Origin of the sequence: Acidovorax sp. LjRoot194, assembly GCF_964253015.1 — a bacterium.
Taxonomy (GTDB): Bacteria; Pseudomonadota; Gammaproteobacteria; order Burkholderiales; family Burkholderiaceae_C; genus Acidovorax.
Window position 1 is genome coordinate 250436 of record NZ_CAXUQB020000001.1, and the last position, 22916, is coordinate 273351.

18 protein-coding genes are annotated in these 22916 nt (G+C 68.9%); 12 read left to right on the forward strand and 6 right to left on the reverse strand.

Annotation, left to right across the window (positions count from 1 at the left end; genetic code table 11):
- Positions 1 to 3: 3 nt before the first annotated feature.
- The 11 genes from ACSQ3N_RS01185 (at position 4) to ACSQ3N_RS01235 (ending at position 13935) form a co-directional block, all read left to right on the forward strand.
- On the forward strand, positions 4 to 645 hold the full coding sequence (locus ACSQ3N_RS01185) for an amino acid synthesis family protein (RefSeq protein WP_436145390.1): 642 nt from the start codon (positions 4 to 6) through the stop codon (positions 643 to 645).
- Positions 646 to 698: 53 nt separating this feature from the next.
- On the forward strand, positions 699 to 1283 hold the full coding sequence (locus tag ACSQ3N_RS01190; RefSeq protein ID WP_056163222.1) for an amino acid synthesis family protein: 585 nt from the start codon (positions 699 to 701) through the stop codon (positions 1281 to 1283).
- 78 nt (positions 1284 to 1361) lie between these two features.
- Entirely contained in the window at positions 1362 to 2567 is a 1206-nt protein-coding gene (locus tag ACSQ3N_RS01195; protein ID WP_436145391.1) for an ABC transporter substrate-binding protein, read from the forward strand.
- 229 nt (positions 2568 to 2796) lie between these two features.
- The gene (locus ACSQ3N_RS01200) at positions 2797 to 4704 is read left to right on the forward strand and encodes an ABC transporter permease (RefSeq protein WP_056163228.1); all 1908 of its coding nucleotides are present in this window, start codon (positions 2797 to 2799) and stop codon (positions 4702 to 4704) included.
- Positions 4701 to 5501 (forward strand): ABC transporter ATP-binding protein, encoded by an 801-nt coding sequence (locus ACSQ3N_RS01205; RefSeq protein ID WP_056410348.1) that lies wholly within the window; start codon positions 4701 to 4703, stop codon positions 5499 to 5501. The genes ACSQ3N_RS01200 and ACSQ3N_RS01205 overlap by 4 nt, the downstream gene beginning before the upstream one ends.
- Before the next feature lie 2 nt (positions 5502 to 5503).
- Entirely contained in the window at positions 5504 to 6247 is a 744-nt protein-coding gene (locus ACSQ3N_RS01210) for an ABC transporter ATP-binding protein (RefSeq protein ID WP_396504320.1), read from the forward strand.
- A 72-nt stretch (positions 6248 to 6319) separates the two neighbouring features.
- Positions 6320 to 7045, forward strand: coding sequence for a bifunctional nicotinamidase/pyrazinamidase (gene pncA, locus ACSQ3N_RS01215; RefSeq protein WP_056411548.1), 726 nt, complete (start codon positions 6320 to 6322; stop codon positions 7043 to 7045).
- Positions 7046 to 7166: 121 nt separating this feature from the next.
- Complete coding sequence (locus ACSQ3N_RS01220) at positions 7167 to 8339, forward strand: ABC transporter substrate-binding protein (protein WP_436127364.1); 1173 nt, start codon at positions 7167 to 7169, stop codon at positions 8337 to 8339.
- A 195-nt stretch (positions 8340 to 8534) separates the two neighbouring features.
- Entirely contained in the window at positions 8535 to 9026 is a 492-nt protein-coding gene (locus ACSQ3N_RS01225; protein WP_056163234.1) for a (2Fe-2S)-binding protein, read from the forward strand.
- A complete protein-coding gene (locus ACSQ3N_RS01230; protein WP_436145392.1) occupies positions 9023 to 12850 on the forward strand; it encodes a molybdopterin cofactor-binding domain-containing protein in 3828 nt (1275 codons plus the stop codon). The genes ACSQ3N_RS01225 and ACSQ3N_RS01230 overlap by 4 nt, the downstream gene beginning before the upstream one ends.
- A gap of 128 nt (positions 12851 to 12978) precedes the next feature.
- Positions 12979 to 13935 (forward strand): SMI1/KNR4 family protein, encoded by a 957-nt coding sequence (locus tag ACSQ3N_RS01235; protein WP_436145393.1) that lies wholly within the window; start codon positions 12979 to 12981, stop codon positions 13933 to 13935.
- 60 nt (positions 13936 to 13995) lie between these two features.
- On the opposite strand, the gene ACSQ3N_RS01240 is transcribed toward ACSQ3N_RS01235, so the two are convergent.
- On the reverse strand, positions 13996 to 14541 hold the full coding sequence (locus ACSQ3N_RS01240) for an EVE domain-containing protein (protein ID WP_082516739.1): 546 nt from the start codon (positions 14539 to 14541) through the stop codon (positions 13996 to 13998).
- A 185-nt stretch (positions 14542 to 14726) separates the two neighbouring features.
- On the reverse strand, positions 14727 to 15104 hold the full coding sequence (locus ACSQ3N_RS01245; protein WP_056163242.1) for a VOC family protein: 378 nt from the start codon (positions 15102 to 15104) through the stop codon (positions 14727 to 14729).
- A 156-nt stretch (positions 15105 to 15260) separates the two neighbouring features.
- Between ACSQ3N_RS01245 and ACSQ3N_RS01250 the strand changes: the two genes are divergently transcribed.
- Positions 15261 to 16589, forward strand: coding sequence for a flavin-dependent oxidoreductase (locus ACSQ3N_RS01250; protein ID WP_436145394.1), 1329 nt, complete (start codon positions 15261 to 15263; stop codon positions 16587 to 16589).
- A 60-nt stretch (positions 16590 to 16649) separates the two neighbouring features.
- Here ACSQ3N_RS01250 and ACSQ3N_RS01255 read toward each other — a convergent pair whose 3' ends face one another.
- From ACSQ3N_RS01255 to ACSQ3N_RS01270, 4 genes are all read right to left on the reverse strand, one after another.
- Complete coding sequence (locus ACSQ3N_RS01255) at positions 16650 to 17078, reverse strand: VOC family protein (protein ID WP_056163248.1); 429 nt, start codon at positions 17076 to 17078, stop codon at positions 16650 to 16652.
- A gap of 307 nt (positions 17079 to 17385) precedes the next feature.
- The gene (locus ACSQ3N_RS01260; RefSeq protein ID WP_436145395.1) at positions 17386 to 19116 is read right to left on the reverse strand and encodes a tannase/feruloyl esterase family alpha/beta hydrolase; all 1731 of its coding nucleotides are present in this window, start codon (positions 19114 to 19116) and stop codon (positions 17386 to 17388) included.
- A gap of 138 nt (positions 19117 to 19254) precedes the next feature.
- Positions 19255 to 20964: a tannase/feruloyl esterase family alpha/beta hydrolase gene (locus tag ACSQ3N_RS01265; RefSeq protein ID WP_436145396.1), complete on the reverse strand. Its 1710-nt coding sequence runs from the start codon at positions 20962 to 20964 to the stop codon at positions 19255 to 19257.
- A gap of 131 nt (positions 20965 to 21095) precedes the next feature.
- Positions 21096 to 22787: an acyl-CoA dehydrogenase family protein gene (locus ACSQ3N_RS01270; RefSeq protein ID WP_436145397.1), complete on the reverse strand. Its 1692-nt coding sequence runs from the start codon at positions 22785 to 22787 to the stop codon at positions 21096 to 21098.
- Positions 22788 to 22916: the final 129 nt, after the last annotated feature.

A 22916-nucleotide genomic window follows, 5' to 3' on the forward strand; every position in this document is an offset into this window, starting at 1 on the left:
CCCATGATCCAGATACGACGCGTTTTCACCCACCTCGAGGAAATCCGGCACGAGTTCGGTCCCGTGGCCGATGTGCCGCTGCTGCGGGGTGCCATCGGCGCGGTGCTGACCAACCCCTATGCCGGCCGCTACGAGGCCGACATCCTGCCCATGATGGAGGCGCTGCAGGACGTGGGCCTGGACATGGCGCAGCGGCTGCTCAAGGCCATGGGCGTGCCCGCCGAGCGCATCGAGACCTACGGCAAGGGCTCCATCGTGGGCGCGGCCGGCGAGCTGGAGCACGGCGCGCTGTGGCATGTGCCGGGCGGCTACGCCATGCGCGAACTGCTGGGCTGGAAGGGCGACCGCAACGCCTACGCCAAGGGCCAGGCCGAAGAGAAGACGGGGCAGCCCGCCAACGCGCTGTCCATCGTGCCTTCCACCAAGAAGGTGGGCGGCCCGGGTGCTGCGCTCGACGTGCCGCTCACGCACATCAACGCCAGCTACGTGCGCAGCCACTTCGATGCCATGGAGGTGCGCGTGCCCGGTGCGCCGCTGGCCGACGAGATCGTCTTCATCCTGGCCATGACCACCGGCCCGCGCGTGCATGCCCGCGTGGGCGGACTCAAGGCGCAGGACATCAGCCAGTGGAACGGCCTGCGCTAGGGTCCCGCACCACAACAAGACCGCAGCAACACAAGAATCCAGGAGTACAAGACATGCCCGCCAAGATCCGAAAAATCATCGTGCAGACCGACGAAGTGCGTGTGGAGATGGGGCGCGACGTGCAGCCGCCCGTGCGCAAGGCCCTGGCCATGGCCGTCATCGAGAACCCGTTCGCCGGCCGCTACGCCGAGAACCTCGACGAGCTCACGGCCATCGGCGAAGAGCTGGGCGCGCTGCTCGGCCAGCGCTGCGTGTTGGCCCTGGGCATCGAGCCCGGCCAGGCGCACAGCTACGGCAAGGCCGCCATCGTGGGCGAGGCCGGCGAGCTGGAACACGCCGCCGCCATCCTGCACCCCAAGCTCGGCGCGCCGCTGCGCGTGGCGGTCGAAAAGGGGGCCGCCCTCGTGCCGTCCAGCAAGAAGATCGGCGGCCTGGGCACCGCCATCGATGTGCCCCTGGGCCACAAGGATGCCGCCTACGTGCGCAGCCACTTCGACGCCATGGAGGCCCGCGTGGCCGATGCGCCCCGCGCCAACGAGATCGTGGTCGCCATCGTCGTCACCGACAGTGGCCGCCCGCTGCCCCGCATCGGTGGCCTGCAGGTCTCCGACATCCAGGGCGTGGACGGCCTGCGCTGAATGCGCCGTACCGCACTACCATCTCCCCCGTTCCCGACCATCTCCCACACCCACCCTACCTTTTCCAGGAGTGTTCCCATGACGATGCGACAAAACCTCATGCGTGCCACGGCCGCAGCCGCGCTGGCCATCACGCTGGCCCCTGTGCACGCACAGGATGTCATCAAGATTGGTGAGATCAACAGCTACAAGGCGCAGCCCGCTTTCCTGGAGCCCTACAAGAAGGGCATGGAGCTGGCGGTGGACGAGATCAACGCATCGGGCGGCCTGCTGGGCAAGAAGGTGCAGCTGGTGATCCGCGACGACAACGCCAACCCGGGCGATGCCGTGCGCGTGGCCGAAGAGCTGGTGTCCCGCGAGAAGGTGGACGTACTCACCGGCTCCTTCCTGTCGCACATCGGCCTGGCGCTGACCGACTTCGCCAAGCAAAAGAAGTTCTTCTTCCTGGCCAGCGAGCCGCTGACCGACAAGATCGTCTGGCAAAACGGCAACCGCTACACCTACCGCCTGCGTGCGTCCACCTACATGCAGGTGGCGATGATGGTGCCGGACGCGGCGGCCCTGAAGAAAAAGCGCTGGGCGCTGGTGTACCCCAACTACGAATACGGCCAGTCGGCCGTGGCCACCTTCAAGCAACTGCTCAAGGCCGCGCAGCCTGATGTGGAGTTCGTCGTCGAGCAGGCGCCGCCGCTGGGCAAGGTCGATTCGGGCAGCGTGGTGCAGGCCCTGGCCGATGCCAAGCCCGACGCGATCTTCAACGTGCTGTTCGGTGCCGACCTGTCCAAGTTCGTGCGCGAAGGCAACACCCGTGGCCTGTTCAAGGACCGCGAAGTGGTCAGCCTGCTGACCGGCGAGCCCGAGTACATGGACCCGCTCAAGGACGAGGCCCCCAACGGCTGGATCGTCACCGGCTACCCCTGGTACGGCATCCAGACCCCTGAGCACAAGGCCTTCATGACGGCCTACCAGGGCAAGTTCAACGACTACCCGCGCCTGGGCTCCGTCGTGGGCTACAGCGCGATCAAGTCGCTGGCTGAAGGCATCAAGAAGGCCGGGTCGACCGACACCGAAAAACTCATCGTCGCGTTCAAGGGCCTGCAGGTGACCACACCGTTCGGTCGCGCCACCTACCGCGCCGAAGACAACCAGTCCACGATGGGCAGCTACGTGGGCCGCACCAAGAACGAAGGCGGCAAGGGCGTGATGGTGGATTACCGCTATGTGGACGGCGCCAAGGTGCAGCCGACCAACGAAGAAGTCAAGAAGCTGCGCGCGGCAGACTGAGTGCGCGTTCAACAGGCGGCCCCGCGCGGGCGCCTGCGATCGCCATCTCCCTGCCAGTGTGATCTGTAAAAAGCTGCACCACCGTTCACGCTGAGCTTGTCGAAGCGCTGCGAAGGGCTTCGACAAGCTCAGCCCGAACGGCTTGGGATGGCGCTGCGCGTTTGCCTCACCCACACCGCAGGCACCGACCTGCAGGGATGAACTTTGCCGTGACCCCGAAGGATCTGGAATGAGTTTTTCGAGTTTTATCGTTCAGCTGCTCAACGGATTGGCGGGCGCGTCCTCGCTGTTCCTCGTGGGCGCCGGGCTCTCGCTGATCTTCGGCGTCACGCGCATCGTGAACTTTGCGCACGGCTCGTTCTTCATGGTGGGCATCTACGTGGCCTATTCCATGGTGGCCAAGCTGGGCACGGGCCTCGCGTTCTGGCCTGCGCTGCTGCTGTCTGCCGTGGTGGTGGGCGCGCTCGGCGCGGTGGTCGAGGTGGTGCTGCTGCGCCGCATCTACAAGGCGCCCGAGCTCTTCCAGCTCCTGGCCACTTTCGCGCTGGTGCTGGTCATCAAGGATGCGGCGCTGTGGATCTGGGGCCCTGAAGAACTGCTCGGCCCGCGCGCGCCGGGCCTGTCGGGGTCGGTGGACATCCTGGGCCGCCAGTTCCCGTCGTACGACCTGTTCCTCATCGTCGTGGGCCCGGTGGTGCTGGGCCTGTTGTGGCTGCTGCTCACCCGCACCCGGTGGGGCACGCTGGTGCGCGCTGCCACGCAGGACCGCGAGATGGTCAGCGCGCTGGGCGTGAACCAGGCCTGGCTGTTCACGGCGGTTTTCGCGCTGGGCGCGCTGCTGGCGGGCCTGGGCGGCGCACTGCAGCTGCCGCGCGAGCCGGCCACGCTGGAGATGGACCTCAACACCATCGGCGCCGCCTTCGTGGTGGTGGTGGTGGGCGGCATGGGCTCCATTCCGGGGGCGTATGTCGCGGCGCTGCTCATTGCAGAAATCAAGGCCGTGTGTATCTGGCTCGGTGTGGTCGAAATCTTCGGCTACAGCGTCTCGTTCTCCAAGCTCACGCTGGTGGTCGAATTCCTCGTGATGGCCGTGGTGCTGGTGGTGCGCCCCTGGGGCCTCATGGGCCGCCCGCAGGCCGCCAGCCGCAACACCGGCCTGCCCGAGGCGCCGCTGCGTGCGCCAGACCGCTGGTTCAAGATCGGCGGCATGGCGCTGCTGGCCGTGCTGGTGCTGTTGCCGATGCTCACGGCCGGCTCGCCCTACCTCACCGTGCTGTTCATCGACCTGTTGATCGCCGCGCTGTTCGCGGCCAGCCTGCACTTCATCATGGGGCCGGCGGGCATGCATTCGTTCGGCCATGCGGCGTACTTTGGCCTCGGGGCCTACGCGGCAGCGCTGCTGGTGCGCTCGGCCGGCATTCCGATGGAGCTGGCCCTGGTGGTGGCGCCGCTCGCGGCGGCCGCCGGTGCGCTGCTGTACGGCTGGTTCTGCGTGCGGCTGTCGGGCGTGTACCTGGCCATGCTCACGCTGGCCTTCGCGCAGATCACCTGGGCCATCTGCTACCAGTGGGACGGCTTCACCGGCGGCAGCAACGGCCTCACCGGCGTGTGGCCCGCGGCCTGGCTGTCGGACAAGCGCAACTACTACTACCTCACGCTGGCGCTGGTCGTGGGCGGCGTGCTGCTGCTGCGGCGCATCCTGTACTCGCCGTTCGGCTACGCGCTGCGGGCGGGGCGCGACTCGGTGCTGCGCGCCGATGCCATCGGCATCGACGTCAAGCGCATGCAGTGGACGGCCTTCGTCATCGCCGGGCTGTTCGCGGGCCTGGGCGGCGCGCTGTTCGCGTTCTCCAAGGGCAGTATCTCGCCCGAGACGCTGCACGTGGGCCGCTCGGTCGACGGCCTGGTGATGGTGCTGCTCGGCGGCATCCAGACGCTGGCCGGCCCCGTGGTGGGCGCGGTCACCTTCACCTGGCTGCACGACACCGTGGCGCGCAACACCGACTACTGGCGCGCCATGCTGGGCGCCATCATCCTCATCCTGGTGCTGCTCTTCCCGCAGGGCATCGCAGGCGCCATCAAGCAGGTCTTCGACAACCGGCGCGAAGCCAAGAACATGAAGGAGGGCCAAGCATGAGCCTGCTCAAAGTCACGGGCCTGGGCAAGTCGTTCGGCGGCGTCAAGGCGGTGGATGGCATCCACTTCGAGCTGGCCGCGGGCGAGCTGCTGGCGCTCATCGGCCCCAACGGCGCCGGCAAGTCCACCACCTTCAACATGGTCAACGGCCAGCTGCCGGCCGACGTGGGCTCCATACAGCTCGACGGGCAGGAGCTGGTGGGCCGCAAGCCCCGCGACATCTGGCGCATGGGCGTGGGCCGCACCTTCCAGATCGCCGAGACCTTCGCCTCGCTCACCGTGGTGGAGAACGTGCAGATGGCGCTGATCTCCAGCGACAGCCGCCTGTTCTCGATGTGGCGCAAGGCCGCGGACCACAAGCGCGACGAGGCGCTGGCGCTGCTCGACCAGGTGGGCATGAAGTCCCAGGCCGACCGCCCCTGCAGCGTGCTGGCCTATGGCGACGTCAAGCGCGTGGAGCTGGCCATCGCCATGGCCAACAGCCCGAAGCTGTTGCTCATGGACGAGCCCACCGCCGGCATGGCGCCCAAGGAGCGCAACGAACTGATGGCGCTGACCAAGCAGCTCGTGATCGACCGCGGCATGGCCGTGCTGTTCACCGAGCACAGCATGGATGTGGTGTTCGCGTATGCCGACCGCATGATCGTGCTGGCGCGCGGGCGCCTCATCGCCGAAGGCAAGCCGCTGGAGCTGCGCGACCACCCCAAGGTGCAGGAGGTCTACTTCGGCACCGGCAAGACCTTCGAGAAGAAAACAGCAGCATCGGCCGCAGCGGCCCCGGCGGCGGAGACGGCATGACCATGACGAGCAGCGCAACGAACGAAGTTCTCCTGAAAGCCCAGGGCCTGCAGGCCTGGTACGGCGCCGCGCAGATCCTCTACGACGTCGACCTGGAAGTGCGCCGCGGCGAGGTCGTGGCGCTGATGGGCCGCAACGGCGCGGGCAAGTCCACCACGCTCAAGACGCTGATGGGCATGCTCGCCAAGCGCAAGGGCAGCATCCAGTTCATGGGCAAGGACCTGTCCAAAAGCGACCCGCACGACGCGGCCCGCCTGGGCCTGGGCTTCGTGCCCGAAGACCGCCGCGTGTTCACCGACCTCACGGTGATGGAGAACCTGGAGGTAGGCCGCCAGCCGGCCCGCCAGTGGCCCGACGGCACGGCCGCCCCGCTGTGGACGCCCGAGGCCTTGTTCAAGCTCTTCCCCAACCTGGGCGAGATGCCCCAGCGCCCGGGCGGGCGCATGAGCGGCGGCGAGCAGCAGATGCTGACCGTGGCCCGCACGCTCATGGGCAACCCGTACCTGGTGCTGCTCGACGAGCCCTCCGAGGGCGTGGCGCCCGTCATCGTGGAGCAGATGGCGCAGATGATCCTGGAGCTCAAGGGGCAGGGCGTGAGCATCCTGCTGTCCGAGCAGAACATGCATTTTGCCGAGCTGGTCTCCGACCGCGCCTATGTGCTGGAGAAGGGCCAGATCCGCTACCAGGCCACGATGGCCGAACTGGCGGCGAACGAGGAAGTCCGGCGGGCCTACCTCAGCGTGTGAAGCGAATCCCCGGCGGTGGCCCCACCGGGCCGCCGCCGATGTGTCAGTGCGTTCCCAACCGGAGTGTTCACCATGCCAACTGCACCGCGTCGTCGCCTTCTTCTCCAATCGGCCGCGTTCACCGTGGCCGGCGTCTGCCTTCCCACCGCGTGGGCGGCGGGCAAGATCAAACCCGGCGAGCGCGCAGCGCTCATCGTGGTGGATGTGCAGAACTGCTTCGTGCCGGGTGGAACCCTGCCGGTGGCCCAGGGCGACGAGGTGGTGCCGGTCATCAACCGCATCGCCACCGCCTTCGAGAACGTGGTGGTGACGCAGGACTGGCACACCCAGGGCCACGCCTCGTTTGCCAGCAGCCATGCGGGCAAGAAGCCGTTTGAAACCGCCAAGCTCAGCTACGGCCCGCAGGTGCTGTGGCCCGACCACTGCGTGCAGGGCACCGACGACGCAGCGCTGCACAAGGACCTCAAAGTGCCGCAGGCGCAGGTGATCTTGCGCAAGGGCTTCCACCAGCACGTGGACAGCTATTCGGCGTTCGAAGAGGCGGACCGCAAGACATCCACGGGCCTGGCGGGGTACCTGAAGCAGCGCGGCATCCGGGCGGTGTTCGTCACCGGCCTGGCCACCGACTTCTGCGTGGCCTGGACGGCGCTCGATGCCAGGCGCCTGGGCTTTGAGACGTACGTGGTCGAGGATGCCTGCCGCGCCATCGACCTCAACGGCTCGCTCGCCGCCGCGTGGAAGAACATGGCCGCCAAAGGCGTCAAGCGCATTCAGTCCAGCGACATCGACATCGCGTGACCGCCCGCAGCGCCGGCGCCGCGGCGCCAGGCGTTTGACGGATTCACAACACACCGCAGAAAGTGTTGCAAAGCCCCTCCAGTTAAAGGGAAGATTGCGCCTTTGATGTAAGGAGCGTTTCATGAAGTTTCGTGGGATGGAGGAAGGGCGCATCGACCGCCGGGTGGTGCTCACAAGCCTGGCCGCCGCTGCTCTGGCAGGGGCGGGGCCGGCCGCCGCCGAGACCGGAGTGACGGACTCCCGCATCAAGGTGGGGCAGTCGGCCGTGTTCACCGGGCCTGCCAAGGATTTCGGGGTGGACTACAAGGCCGGCATCGCGCTGGTCTTCGACAAGGTCAACAAGAGTGGCGGCGTGCAGGGCCGCACGCTGGAGCTGGTGTCGCACGACGACGCCTACGACCCCAAGAAGACGGCCGAGAACACCGCCAAGCTGATCGACGAGGACAAGGTCTTCGCGCTGATCGGCTACGTGGCCACGGGCAACCTCATCGCCGCGATGCCGCTGGCCGAGAAGGCGGGCGTGCCCATGTTCGCGCCGCTGGTGGGCACCACGTCGTTCCGCACCACGCACAACCGCTATCTGTTCCACGTGCGCGCCAGCTACGAGACCGAGCTGCGCAAGATCGTGGGCCACCTGGCCACGCTGGGCATCACCAACATCGCCGTCATCTACCAGAACAGCGCGTTCGGCAAGTCCAACCTCGACACCTGCCTGCAGATCGCGCAGGGCCTGAAGGTCAAGGTGGTCGAATCCGTGCCCATGGAGATCGCCGCCACCGACGCCAAGGCGCAGGTCGCCACGCTCACCAAGGCCCAGCCCGGCGCGGTGGTGATGATCATGGCCGGCAAGATGGTGGAGGTCTTCCTGCGCGACTACCGCGCGGCGGGTGCCGCGTCGCCGCTGTACACCATCTCGGTGGGCATCACCGATGCGCCGGGCTCGGCGCAGCGCCTGAACGGCGGCATCGAAGGCCTGGTCACGGCGAGCATCGTGCCGTCGCCGCAGGCCAGCCGCATGCCCATCGTGGTGGACTACCGCAAGGACCGCACCGACGCGGGCGAGAAGATCGACAGCTACACCATGCTCGAGGGCTACATCGCCGCGCGCGTGTTCGTGGAAGGCCTCAAGCGCGCGGGCCGCAACCTCACGCGCGACGGTTTCATCAAGGCGCTGGAAGACATGGGCACGACCAAGATCGGCGATTTTCCGCTGCAGTACGGCCCCACCAACCACAACGGCTCGAACTTCGTGGACCTGGAGATGTACACGCGCACCGGAGCGCTCAAGCGCTAAGGATATGGTGCAACCCCCTGTGGCGCTTCGCGCCTTCCCCCTTCTCTCGCATTGCTGCGCAATGCGGGAAGGGGGACGCCGCCAGCGGGGCGGGGCGGCCCTTCCGCGGCGGCCCCTGACTTGGGCTGCGTCAGTGTCGTACGTCGCTGACGCAGCAACCGTGTCTTTCGTCCGAAGTAAACAACCATCCAGCAAATGCAGTTAGTCGCTGTTGTCAACGGCCAGCCCTGCCCCCTGCCTGCGGCCACGTCCGGCAGCGCCACGCTGCTGCACGTGCTGCGCAACGACCTGGCGCTCAACGGCCCCAAGTACGGCTGCGGGCTGGGGCAGTGCGGGGCGTGCACGGTGCTGGTGGACGGCGTGGCCGCGCGGGCCTGCGTGATTCCGGCGCAGGGCGTGGCAGGGCGTGAGGTGACCACGCTGGAGGGCCTGCCCGCGCGCTGCGGCACTGCGGCGGGGCGCCACCCGGTGCAGCAGGCCTTCATCGACGAGCAGGCCGCGCAGTGCGGCTACTGCCTGAACGGCATGGTCATGATGGCCGTGGCGCTGCTGGAGCGAAACCCCCATCCCGACGAGGCCGCCATCCGCCGCGAGCTGTCGGCCAACCTGTGCCGCTGCGGCACGCATGTGGAGATCATCCGCGCCGTGCAGCGCGCGGCGGTGTTGATGCAGGAGGCCAGGGCATGAGCACACCGCTCGCCAGCACTGCGCCGCTGCGCGCCCACACGCCGCTGACCCGCGCCGACTTCCACGCGGCCGACGGCGTGCTGCTGGTGGTGCGCAACCCGCCGCCCGCGCCGCCGCCGGTCAAGGGCCAGCCCGCGCTGGTGGCCGGCAACCCGGCCGAGGGCGTCGAAATACTGATCGCCGTGTGGGACGACGGCAGCGTGACCGCGCTCAACGGCCATGTGGACCTGGGCACCGGCATCCGCACCGCGCTGGCGCAAATCGTGGCCGAAGAACTCGACGTGGACCTGGCCCGGGTGAACATGGTGCTGGGCGACACCACTCGCGCGCCCAACCAGGGCGCCACCATCGCAAGCGCCTCCATCCAGATCCACGCCAAGCCGCTGCGCCTTGCCGCAGCGCAGGCGCGCCACTGGCTGGTGGCCCGCGCTGCAGCGCGCCTGAACGTGCCGGCGGACGCGCTGCAGGTGTCGGGCGGCGTGGTGCAGCTGGCGGCCGACTCCGCGCAGCAGTTGCGCTACGGCGACCTGCTGGCGGGCCAGCACACGGTGCTGGAGCTGTCCGACGCCACACCCACCAAACCCACGGCCGACTACCGCGTGGTCGGCCAGTCGGTGCCGCGCGTGGACATCCCCGCCAAGGTCAGCGGCGAGCTGGTCTTTGTGCACGACATGCGCGTGCCCGGCATGCTGCACGGCCGCGTGGTGCGCCCGCCGTATGCGGGGGCCGACCATGGCGACTTTATCGGCAACACGCTCGAATCGGTGGACCAGGCGTCCATCGCGCACATCCCCGGCATCCGCGCGGTGGTGGTGGTCCGCGACTTCGTGGGCATCGTCGCCGAGCGCGAGGAGCAGGCCGAGCAGGCCCTGCGTGAGCTGCGCGTGCACTGGAAGGACTGGCCCGGCTTTCCGCGCCAGGACAGCCCCGAGGCCATCGCCCAGGCCATCCGCGCCAACCCGGCCACACAGCGCCGCCTGGTGGAGGAAGGCGATGTGGACGCGGCCCTGGCCGCGGCAGACCAGCCCATGCCGCGCACCTACGTGTGGCCCTACCAGATGCACGCGTCCATCGGCCCGTCGTGCGCGGTGGCCGAGTGGCGGGCGCAGGATGGCACCGGTCGCCCGCGCATGACCGTTTGGGCCGGCACGCAGAACCCGCACGTGCTGCGCGCCGACCTGGCCCGCCTCATGGGCATGGGCGATGTGGACATCGACCTCATCCGCATGGAGGCCGCAGGCTGCTACGGCCGCAACGGCGCCGACGATGTGGCGGCCGACGCCGCGCTGTTGTCGCGCGCCGTGGGCGCCCCGGTGCGGGTGCAGCTCACGCGCGAGCAGGAGCATTTGTGGGAGCCCAAGGGCACCGCGCAGCTCATGCAGGTGCGTGGCGGGCTCAACGCCGATGGCTCGGTGGCAGCGTACGACTTCGAGACCTCTTACCCGTCCAACGGCGCGCCCACGCTGGCCCTGCTGCTCACCCGCACCATCGAGCCTGTGGCCCAGGCCTACGAGATGGGCGACCGCACCGCACGCCCGCCTTATCAGTACGACAACCTGCGCGTGGCGGTCAACGACATGCCGCCCATCGTGCGCGCATCGTGGCTGCGGGGCGTGTCCGCGCTGCCCAACTCCTTTGCGCACGAATCGTATGTGGACGAACTGGCCACCGCCGCCGGCGTGGACCCGGTGGCCTTTCGCCTGCAGCTGCTGAACGACCCGCGCGCGGCCGAGCTGGTGCAGGCCACGGCCGAGAAGGCCGGCTGGGTGCGCCGTACCGGCCCGCAGCAGCGTGAGCTGGACGGTGGCAGCGATGGCGACTGGGTGCAGGGCCAGGGCTTTGCGTACGCCCGCTACATCCACAGCAAGTGGCCCGGCTTCGGCGCGGCCTGGGCCGCCTGGGTGGCCGATGTCGAGGTCAACAAGCTGACCGGCGAGGTGCATGTGCGCCGCGTGGTCGTGGGGCACGACGCGGGCCTCATGGTCAACCCGGCGGGCGTGGAGCAGCAGGTGCACGGCAATGTGCTGCAGACCACCAGCCGCGCGCTCAAGGAGCAGGTGACGTTCGAGCCCGTGAAGCAGGCCGTGGACAACCGCGAATGGGGCAGCTACCCGATCCTGAGCTTTCGCGAAGTGCCTGTCATCGAGATCATGCACATGCCCCGGCAGGACGAGGCGCCGCTGGGCTCGGGCGAGTCGTCGTCGGTGCCCGGCACGGCGGCCATTGCCAACGCGATCTTCGACGCCACGGGCGTGCGGTTTCGGGCGCCGCCGTTCACGCCCGAGGTCGTGCGTGCGGGGCTGAACCCACTCACCGCGGCGGCCGAGGCCGCAGGCCGCGGGCGGCCCGGCGACGAGGGTGGCACGCCCACCCCGCCGGCCGACGTGCTGCCCACGCTGGAGCTGCCGGCACCTGCCGGGCCCGCCACCGCCACCTGGCCGCGCCGGCGCAGCCTGTGGGCGCGCGGCGGCGCACTGCTGGCTGGCGGGATCGCCCTGGGCGCCGCACTGCTGGGCTGGCGCCCGTCCATCGCGCCCGTGGTGCAGACCGCGGGCGGGGCCGCGGTGTACAACGCCGCCACCATCGAACGCGGCCGCCTGCTGGCCGCTGCAGGCGACTGCGTGGTCTGCCACACGGCGCCCGGCGGCACGCCCAACACCGGCGGGCGCGGCATGGAGACGCCGTTCGGCACCGTCTACACCACCAACCTCACACCCGACGCCGAGACCGGCATCGGCCAGTGGTCGTTCAGCGCGTTCCAGCGCGCCATGCGCGAAGGCATCTCGCGCGACGGCAAGCATCTGTACCCCGCGTTCCCGTACACCGCGTTCGCGAAGATGGGCGACGACGACCTCACCGCGCTGTACGCCTACCTGATGGCGCAGCCTGCGGTGCGCGCGGAGGTGCCCAAGACCGACCTGGCCTTTCCGTTCAGCGTGCGCCCGCTCATGGCCGGCTGGAACGCGCTGTTCCACGACGCCACGCCGTTCAAGCCCGACTCCACGCGCCCGCCCGAGTGGAACCGCGGCGCTTACCTGGTGCAGGGCGTGGGCCACTGCGGCGCCTGCCACACGCCGCGCAATGCGATGGGTGCAGAAATGGGTGGTGCCGCCTTCCTGTCGGGCGCGATGGTGGATGGGTGGGAAGCGCCCGCGCTCACCGCCTTGTCCAAGGCCCCTGTGCCGTGGAGCGCCGAGTCGCTCTACAGCTACCTGCGCCACGGCCACAGCGCGCAGCACGGCAGCGCCTCGGGCCCGATGGCGCCCGTGGTGCGCGAGTTGGCGCACCTGCCGGACGGCGACATCCGCGCCATGGCGAGCTATCTCGCGTCCTTCCAGCCGGTGACCGAGCCGGCAACGACCAAAGCCACCGCAGCCAACTCAGCCAGCGGATCAGCTGCAGCCCATGTGGCCGTCGCCGCGAACACGGATGCAGCCCAGACCCGCGCCACCGCCGCCGTGGCCCAGGCCGCCGCACTCGCACCCCAGCCCGGCCAGGCGCAGCGCCTGTTCAACGGCGCCTGCGCCGCCTGCCACCACGACGGCGACGGCCCGAAGCTGCTGGGCGTGAACATTCCGCTCGCGCTCAACAGCAACCTGCACAGCGACCGGCCCGACAACCTGCTGCAGGTCATCGTGCACGGCATCCGCGAACCCGCCGCGCGCGACATCGGCTTCATGCCCGCGTTCGGCCACGCACTCAGCGATGCGCAGGTCACCGAGCTGGCGCACTACATGCGCCAGCGCTACGCGCCGGGCCGGCCCGCGTGGAGCGATGTGCCTGAGGCGCTGGCGCGCGTACGGGCGGGGCCTGCGCATCCTTGATGTACGGCTTTGCATGGCCTGGCGCTTGCTGAATCAGCGCCAGGCGCTATTAAAAAGATAGCGTCAGTGGCGCATGCACCTGCATGTCCACACGTCTGCAGGCCGGCCGGGCAAGGCTACGATGCCGCATGACTGTGCCAACGACTCCACCACACCCTGCCGCAGCTGTCGCAGCTGATGCGGCCTTCGCCAATGCCGACGCGCTCGATGACTTGGCCACCCAGGTGGGCATCGAAGTACCCGCCCTGTTGCGCGCCTTGGTTGCCGCTGGCGCCACTTTCTACGGCCCCGACTGGCCTGGGCAGTGGCGCACGCTGTGCCTGACGCAGCCGCCGGCCTTCATCAGCTGCGAGGATTTCGAGTGGATGGATGCGCAAGAGCGCGCAGACGCGGCGCAGGAATGGCTGCACGCAGCCGCGCAGGGTGGTCGCAGGTTTCTCCCCTTCGCCCAGAACGGCGCGGGCGACGCGTATTGCCTGACCCTGGGCGTTAATGCACTACCCCACACAGTGGCGCCGGTCGCCCTGGTGCCCCACGACGATGACGAGGCGATGGTGCTGCACGCCAGCTTCGACGACTTTGCTGCCGCGATGCTGCTGCAGTCCATGGCCGACCTCAGCCACCAGATGGACGAGTTCTCGCTGGAAGAAGCCGTTACCCAAACCCGCCTTGATGTCGCGTGCACATCTGCGCTGATGCTTGCCGACAGCGCTGAACGCCTGCAGGCGATGGCCGGGCAAGCGCCGCAGCAGCAATCAGTGCAGGACGGGCCGCGTGCGCGGCCGCGCGACGTGTGGGCGCTGATCTCGCCACAGCAACTGGCGCAGGAACTGGAGCGGCTGCCGGATGCGCAGGCAGCGCCGCTGCGGTTTTCAGTGGTGCCCCGCTGGGAACTTCGATCTGCCCCTGCGCAGGAGGTGAACGCGCCGACCGCCGTGCAAAGCCCCGCTGCGCCAACATGGCAATCGCTGGCAGCGGACCCGGCCACGCGTCGGCAGGCCATCCGCGCCTACCAGGCAGAGTTCGGCGGCGACCTGCCCACCGCCAAGGCCGCGGTGGATGCGCTCAACCCACTGTCGCGCTAGATGGCGTTGGAACCTGATAAAAAATGCCGCTACCGCTCCATGGCCGGGCGCTAGCAGCTATCAAAAATGTAGCAATTGCTCCGACGCCCCCATCGCCAGTGCAATCACGCGCATATCGTGGTCGCTGATGGCAAACAGCCCGAAGCGAAACTTCGCGCCCCAGCGCTGGAGGTCTTCCACAAACTCCAGTTGCGCCAGCAGCGGGCGAATGGGTGCCTCGAGGGCGTCCGGCACATAGGCCACATCCTTGCGGTAGGGCACAAAGCCGCTGCCCATGTCGAACGCGTACGCCGCGCCCGGCAGCACCGTGCCGATGGAGACGAACGCCTGCACCCGGTCCGACCCGCCCATCGTCAGCGCGGAGGCGTAGTAGGCCACCCGGTCACCCGCCTGCACGCGCTGCAGTGGCGCCACCTTGCCGTGGCACACCTGCATGTAGCCCGCGCCGGGCACGGCGCAGCCCCGGCGCGCATGCTCGGCACTGGCCACGGCGATCCAGTTGCGGGGCGAGTGCAGCTGCTTTTCGGTGTTCGGCTCAGCGGCCTGCCGCGATGGCCGTGCGATGCCGGTGATCACGGGCGCATCTGCCCACAGTGCGTGCTGCATGGCGCGCTCCTTTTTTGGTGTGTGGTGTTGTTATCGTTGCGGCGGTCGCATGGGCTTTCGAGCCGCCTCTGGCCTGCGATGCGAGCGCAGCGCCTACCAGCGCACCCGTGGATCCGGCTTCGCCGGTCCACCGGGTGCGTCCCCCCTCCGGGGGGAAGACGCCGCCAGGCGGCTCAGGGGGGAGCCTATTCCGCGGCGTGCAGGCCCACGCGGTTGCCGTCCAGGTCGTGGATCTGCGCAAAGAACCCCATGCCTGGCGGCAGGGCCGTGCGCGGTACGGCCACGCGGCCGCCCTCTGCCACGGCGCGCTCCAGGGCGGCGTCGAGCGATGGCGATGCGTCCAGGTACACCAGCGTGCCGCCGTCCGACACGCGCGGGGCCGTGGGGCCTTGCATCAGCGCGCCGCCCACGCCGTCGGCAGCGTTGTCGTACGGAAAGACGGCGCCTTCGCTCGGCCCCATGTTTTCACGGCGCATGGCCTGGCCGAGCACGGCTTCGTAAAAGGCTTGGGCGCGGTCCAGTTGGGTGGTGGGGATCTCAAACCAGGCGATAGCGTTCTTCATGACAGGGCTCCATCTATGTGCCGACAGGCACGTGTTGTTGTTGAAGCCCTGATGGTGCTTGGGGCGTACTGACAACGGCATGTCAGTAGCGTGCCGCCGGAGCCAGTTGGCCATGAAGGAATCCTTCCGGGCCCTCACTGCGGGGACAATATCGTTATGTCCGGTAATGTTTCACCCCCATCTTTGTCCCGCCCCGTCCTGATCGCCGGTGGCGGTATCGGCGGCATGGCCACCGCCCTCACGCTGCACCAGATCGGCGTGCCCTGCGTCGTGTTCGAATCGGTGCCCGAGCTGCAGCCGCTGGGCGTCGGCATCAACCTGCAGCCCAATGCCGTGCGCGAGCTGCACGACCTGGGGTTCGGCAACGACGTGCTGGACACCATCGGCCTGCAGGCACGCGAATGGGCGCTGGTGGGCCGCAACGGCAGCGAGATCTACGCCGAACCCCGCGGCCTGCAGGCCGGCTACCGCTGGCCGCAGTACTCGGTGCACCGGGGGCAGCTGCAGATGCTGCTGTTCAACGCGGTCAAAGACCGCCTGGGCGACGGTGCCGTGCGGCTGGGCCAGCGGGTGACGGGCTACCGGCAGGATGCCGATGGCGTCACGGCCTTGGTCGAGACCCGCAGCGGTGAACGCCTGAAAGTGCCGGGGGCGCTGCTGATCGCGGCCGACGGCCTGCACTCGGCCGTGCGCGCGCAGATGCACCCCGCGCAGCCGCCCATCCAGTGGGGCGGCGCCATCATGTGGCGCGGTACCACGCCCGGGGTGCCGGTGCGCACCGGCGCGTCTTTTGTGGGTGTGGGCTCGCTGCGCCACCGCGTGGTGTTCTACCCGATCTCGCCGCCTGACCCGGTCACCGGCCTGGCCACCATCAACTGGATCGCCGAGATCACGGTGGACAACCAGGGCGGCTGGCAGCAGGGCGACTGGAACCGGCGCGTGGCGCTCGAGGAGTTCATCCACCACTTCGAGGGCTGGAACTACAGCTGGCTGGATGTGCCGGCGATGCTGCGCGGCGCGACGGACATCTTCGAATACCCCATGATCGACCGCGACCCCGTGTCCACCTGGGTGGATGGCCGTGTGGCCCTGCTGGGCGATGCGGCGCACGTGATGTACCCCGTGGGCTCCAACGGTGCGAGCCAGGCCATCGTGGACGCCCGAGTGCTGGGCGCGCAGATGCTTGCGCAGGGCGTGGGCCCCCAGGCCCTGCGCGCCTACGACGACAAGCTCTGCCAGGACATCTCCGCGCTGGTGCTGCGCAATCGGGGGTCGGGCCCCTTCGGCCTGCTGGGGCTGGTGGACGAGCGCTGCGGCGGCGTCTTCGACAACATCGACGACGTGCTGCCGCGCGAAGAGCGCGAGGCCTTCATGGCGCGCTACAAGCAGGCGGCAGGCTTTGCGATCGAGACGCTGAATGCGGCGCCGCCCACCATCGCGCCGGGCCAGCGTGTGGCGGGGGCTGGTGGGCAGCCTGTGGCGTGAGGGCGGTGATCCCAGCGGGGTTCTGTCAACGCTGGGTCAGAGATTGAGCCCCGCTGTGATCTAGAACGTCACTTTGACCGACGCGGCGCTGCGCTGCGCCTCGCCGTGGAACACGGCCTCGATGTTGTTGCCGTCCGGGTCCAGCACAAAGGCGGCGTAGTAGCCGGGGTGGTAGGGGCGCTCGCCCGGCGCGCCATTGTCCTTGCCGCCGTGCGCGAGTGCGGCGCGGTAGAACGCTTCGACCATCGCCCGGTCTTTTGCCTGGAAGGCCAGGTGGTGCCGGCCCGTCAGGTGGCCCTGGGCCGCCGCGCTGTCGGCGGTGGAGACAAAAAGCTCGTCGGCCCAGAAGTAGCCTTCGCCCGTGCCGCCCATCGGCACGTCGAGCACTGCGAACACGGCGGTGTAGAAGGCCTGGCTGGCCGGCAGGTCGCGCACAACCAGCTGGATGTGGTCGATGAGGCGGCCGCGGTGCAGTTCCTGCGTTTCCATGGTGGTTCTCCGGTGCATGGGATCGGCGCAGTGTAGGCACGCTCCCGAAGGGCGGCGTGTCAGACCCTGCCGCCATCTCGGATTTGGAACCGCTTCTCCAGCGTGGCTGGAAGGCAGTGTGGACGCCTCGCGCTGCACACCGCTTGATTCCCGCCACAACACGCGGTAGCTGAAGGGGAAGCCCTCGCTCGCCGAGCACGTGCCGTGCTTGCAGTGCTCGACCTGGTGGTCGGGGCCCTCACGCCCACGCCGAGCCACCCGTCCCGGCCTCCAGCCGAAGTGGGGTGGGTGGGGCGAGGGCGGGCCGCTACTTGCAGCTGAAGCTGCTCGCGCTCTCCACGTCGCCGCTGCCGTTGTAGCGCGCCACCTTGGGGTACACGCACAGCGGCCGGGTGCGGTTGGCCGACCAGCTGGAGGGCAACTCGGCGTTGACCAGGTTGCTGCCGGCACCGCGGGCGCGGGCGGTCACGCTGTCGGGCGCCTGGCCTTGCTCCACCCAGGCCACCAGGGGCGCCAGCATGTCGAACTGGTCGGTGGCGGGGCCGCCGGAGCAGTGGTTCATGCCCGGCACCAGGAAAAGGCGGGCGAATGCATCGGCCTGGCCGCCATGGCGGGCCTGCAGGCGGTCCATCCAGTGTGCCGTGTCCACGGGCGAGAACACGCCATCGGCCACGCCGTGAAAGACTATCATCTTGGCGCCGCGGTTGCGGAGCGCGCCCAGGTCCGCCGGGTTGGGCGGCGTCATGTACGACCAGGGGGACTCGGCGTACTGCGCCGTGGTGGCGAACATTTTGGGGTAGTCCTTGTCCATGCTGAAATCCATGGCGTATTGCAGGCCCGTGGTGGCCTTGAAGGCCTCCAGCGTGGCCGGTGGCGTGGTGAAAAGGAACGCCACCGCCCCCGCGTCGCGTGTGGTCGGGGCGTTGAAGTGCCAGAACGCAAAGTTGCTGCCCGCGATGCCGGGGTCGAACCAGGTGCCGGTGTACAGCGCCTCGCCCTGGCTGTTCTTCGGCCCCGCGAAAATGCGGGACAGCACGGTCTTTTGCGCCGGCGACAGGCAGCTGCCATCGCGTGCGCCGGTGCAGCTGGGTACATCGGTCTGCAGCTGAAAGGTGGCCTGGCAGGCTTTCACATCGTTCACCTGTCCGTCTGTCGCGCCATCGAGCGCATCGCACCGCTCGACGATCTTGCGGCCGATGAGCTTGAACTCCGCGGGTGAGATGGCGCTGGCCAGATCGGGCTGGCCGTTGGCGCCTGGCGTGGCCACGCTGGCGTATTGCTGCGCCTTCCACAGTTGCGCCGTGGCGGCCTTGGGCAGGCTGAAGCCCGGGTTGCCTGCCAGCACGCCGTCGTACTGGTCGGCATAGCGCGACGCGGCCACCATGGCGTGGCGCCCACCGTTGGAGCAGCCGGCGATGTAGGAGCGGTCGGGCGCCTTGCCGTAGGCGCCGCGGATCAGGTCCTTGGCCATGGGTGTGAGCGTGCCGACTGCCTGGTAACCGTAGTCCAGTCGAGCCTGTGGGTCCAGCCCGAAGAACGGCGTGGGCGCACCGTGGCCTGCGTCGGAACTGAGCACCGCGAAGCCCTGCACCAAGGCCGGCGCCACCGGCGCTGCGCCGCTGACCGAACCCAGCGCCGTGACCACACTGCCGTCCAGCCCGCCGTTGACCTGGTGCAGGAAGCGGCCGTTCCAGGCCACGGGCATGCGGATCTCGAACCCGATGGCGTAGGTGGCACCGTCCACGGAGCTGGTGCGCTCTTTCATCCGGCCTTTAACCAGGCAGTGCGCGGGTGCCTGGGTCGTCACGTTCTGCAGCGTGATCGGCCCGGCCGCCACGAGCTCCGACGATGTGAGGCGCGTGTCCGGCAGTGCCAGGCTGCCCGCGAGGTCGGCGCAGGTTTTCAGTGTGGCGGGCGTGGCGGCCGCCAGCTGGGGCAGGGCGCTGCGCGGAACGGTGCCGCAGCCTGCGAGCAGGGCGGCCAGTGCGGCGGCACCCAGGACGGCGGGGCGGGTGCGCAGAGGGTTGCGGGTGTTCATGCGATGTCTCCTCAAAAAGTGAAATCGCGGCGTTGGCCTGCCGCAATCCTGGCAGCGGCGCGTGCCGCGTGCAACTGAAATGCCGCTCAGCGCCGCAAATGGGCCGACCTGCAGGCCGGCCACCCACGGCGCGCAGGGCTACTTGCAGCTGAAGCTGCTGGCGCGTTCGATGTCGCCCGTGCCGTTGTAGCGCGCCACCTTGGGGTAGGCGCACACAGGGCGCGTGCGCTGGGCAGACCAGCTGGCGGGCACATCCGGGTTGGGGCCGGCCACATTGCCGGCGGTCCGCACGCCCGCGACCACGCTGTCGGGGGCCTGGCCCTTCTCGACCCAGTTCACGAGCGGCGTCAGCATGTCGAACTGGTCGGTGGCGGGGCCCACGGTGCAGTGGGACATGCCGGGCACGGGGTAGTAGCGTGCGAAGTTCGATGCATCGCCGCTGTTGTTGGTGCGCACACCTTCATACCAGCTGGCAGTGTCGTTGGCCGAGAAGATCGGGTCGCTCACGCCGTGGTAGACCATGACCTTGGCGCCGCGCTGCTTGAGCGTCGACAGCTGGGTCGGGTTCACCGGCTGCATGAATGAGAGCCCCGACTCGGTGTACACGCCACTCGTGGCCGCCACCGATGCGAGCATGGTGTCGATGGGGGTGTTGAGCGCATAGGCCGCGCCGCTGAAGCCTGTGGGCGACACCGGTGGCGAGCCCCAGGTCATCGCCGTCATGGCCGGGTCGATGTTGGTGGAGACGAAGAACTCCCAGAACGACGAGTCTGCCGCGTTGTGGCCGCTGTCGAAAGGGAAGCTTGCATAGAACCTGTTGCCCTTGCTGTCCACCGCGCCCGAGAAGATGGGCGCAATCGCCGTCTTCTGGGCCGATGTCAGGCAGCTGCCGTCCCTCGCACCGGAGCATGAGGGCACATCGCGCTGGAAGTCGAAGCTGGCCTGGCAGGCGGCGGTGTCCTGGATGATGCCGTCCTTCACGCCATCCAGAGCGTCGCACTTGTCCAGCACCTTGGCCGAGACCATGGCGCGCTCCGCACCCGTGAACGCGGTGGACAGGTCGGCCGGGTTGGTCGCGATGCTGGCGTACTGCTTGGCACCGAACTGGTTGGCGATGGCTGCCAGCGGCAGCCGGTAGCCAGGTGCGCCCGCCAGGTAGCCGTCGTATTCGCCGGGCATGCGCGTCATGGCGACGAAGGTGTGGCGCCCGCCGTTGGAGCAGCCTCCGATGTACGAGCGGTCGGGCCGCCGGCCGTAGGCGGCTGCGATCAGGTCCTTGGCCATGGGGGTCAGCTTGGCCACGGCCTGGTAGCCATAGTCGAGCCGGGCCTGCGCGTCGATGCCGAAGAACAGGTCCTGTCCGCCCTTGTGCCCGGCGTCCGAGCTGATGACCGCAAAGCCCTGCTGCAGCGCCGTGGTGGGTGCGGGGCCGCCGCCGCCGAGGGCCGTGAGCACCTCGCCGTCCGAACCGCCGTTGGCCTGGTAGAAGAACCGGCCGTTCCAGTCGAGCGGCATGCGCATTTCAAAACCCACGGCGTAGCGGCGGCCGTCCTGCGGGCTGGTGCGGGCGTTCATCTCGCCGCGCACCAGGCAGTGGGCGGCCACTGCCGAGTTGCCTCGGGTGAGCACGCCCGCCGCGACCTGCTCGGCCTGGGTGATCTGGGTGCCCGGGTGGCTGAACCGGCTGGCCAGCTCGGCACAGGTGGCCAGCTTGCCCGGCGACGCGGCTGCCAGCTGCGGCAGCGCCGTGTCGGACGAGCCGCCGCCGCAGCCGAGGAGTAGCGCTGCGGGCAGCGCCGCCAAAGCGAGCGGGTGGATGGGCATTCTTCTTTTCTTCGCGATGCTCATGGTGATGTCTCCATTTTTTCGAGGCGCAGGAAAGCCCGCAGCGCAGCCTCGACACGCTGTGGGGGATGTGAGCGGAGCGGTGCGTAACCCGGGTGGGTGCTACTGAATCAGGAGCTGCTGGCGCGCATCTGTCAAACGGCAGCGGCCGATTCGGCCTTGGTATTGCGTGCCTGCGCGATGCGCTCGCGCAGAATGCCGGCGCGCATGTCGAATTCGGGCAGCACCCAGCGGGCGAACGCCTGGGCGGGGCTGCTCCAGCGCTCGGCGCGACTGGCGGTCTCTATGCGCCCCCAGGCCCATTCCAGCAGCACCAGCGCCACGGCGCGCAGGTAGTCGTCGGCCACCCAGTAGGGCAGCTCGGGGTCGGCCTGCGCGGCGCGGGCGAGCTGGTGGGTGATGTCGACCAGCACCGTGTGCCGGGCGCGGGCGGCGGGCGTGGCGGGCAGTGCCTCCAGCAGCGCGGCCAGGCCCTCGCCGCCATCGGCCAGCACCTTGCGCACCAGCAGGTCGATCGCCTGGATCTCGTTCGTGCCTTCGTAGATCATGGCCACGCGGGCGTCGCGCACGATCTGCTCGATGCCCCATTCGCGCACATAGCCGTGGCCGCCGAACACCTGCAGGCAGGCGCTGGCGCCATGGAAGGCCTGATCGGTGAGCGCGGCCTTCAGCACTGGCGTGACCAGCGCGCACCAGCGCTGCGCAGCGGCGCGCTCGGCCGCGTCGGTGCTGTGTTGGGCGGCGTCCAGTTGCAGCGCCGTGTGGTACGCCAGCACCCGCCCGCCGTCGATCCACGCGCGCTGCGTGGCCAGGATGCGGCGGATGGCGGGGTGGTCCTGGATCAGGCTCGTGTCCCTGGCGCCGGGCGCGCGCATCTGGCGGCGCTCGGCGGCGTAGGCACTTGCCTTTTGCCATGCGGCCTCTAGCAGGCCGATGCCTTGCAGGCCCACGTGCAGGCGCGCCGCGTTCATCATCACGAACATGGCGTTTAAACCCTTGTTCGGCTCGCCCACCAGCCAGCCTGTGGCGTCGTCAAAACGCATCACGCAGGTGGGGCTGCCGTGCAGGCCCATCTTCTCTTCGATGCGCTCGCACACTACTGCATTGCGGGCGCCGCCCTCCAAAACTTTGGGCACGAGAAACAGCGACAGGCCCTTGGGCCCGGCAGGCGCATCGGGCAGGCGCGCCAGCACCAAGTGCACGATGTTGTCGGTCAGGTCGTGCTCGCCGCCGGAGATGAAAATCTTGCTGCCATTCACGCGCACGCTGCCGTCCGCCTGCGGCACGCCGCGCGTGCGCACCAGCCCCAGGTCGCTGCCCGCGTGCGCTTCGGTCAGGCACATGGTGGCCAGCCACTCGCCGCTGGCGATTTGGGGCAGGTACTGCGCCTTCAGGTTGTCGCTGGCGTGGTGCTGGATGCATTCGTACGCGCCGTGCAGCAACCCCGGCGCCATGGTCCAGCCGTGGTTGGCACCGGCCAGCCATTCGAACAGCACGCATTCGAGCACCGCCGGCAGGCCCTGCCCGCCGTCGTCCGGGTCGCACGACAACGACGGCCAGCCCGCCTGCCAGAACGCCTGGTACGCCTCGCGAAACCCTGCGGGTGTGTGCACCTGGCCCGCGTCGAAGCGGCAGCCTTCTTCGTCGCCGCTGCGCTGCAGCGGGGCGATGGCGCTGTCGACAAACTTCGCAGCCTCATCGAGCACCTGCGCGGCCAGATCGCCGTCGGTGTCCGCAAACGGCGCCAGCGCCTGCCACCGGGCGGGCGCCTGCAGCACCTCGGTCAGCAGGAACTCGATGTCGGCGAGGGACTGGCGTGCTGGCATGGTTTGCTCTTGATTTGATAGCTGTTAGCGCTTGCTGGATAAGCGATAGGGGCTGTTTTTTTTTGAATTCGGAAACTTCGTTGCCGTACCGTTCACCCTGCACCTGGCGAAGGGGCTGCGCAAGCGGTG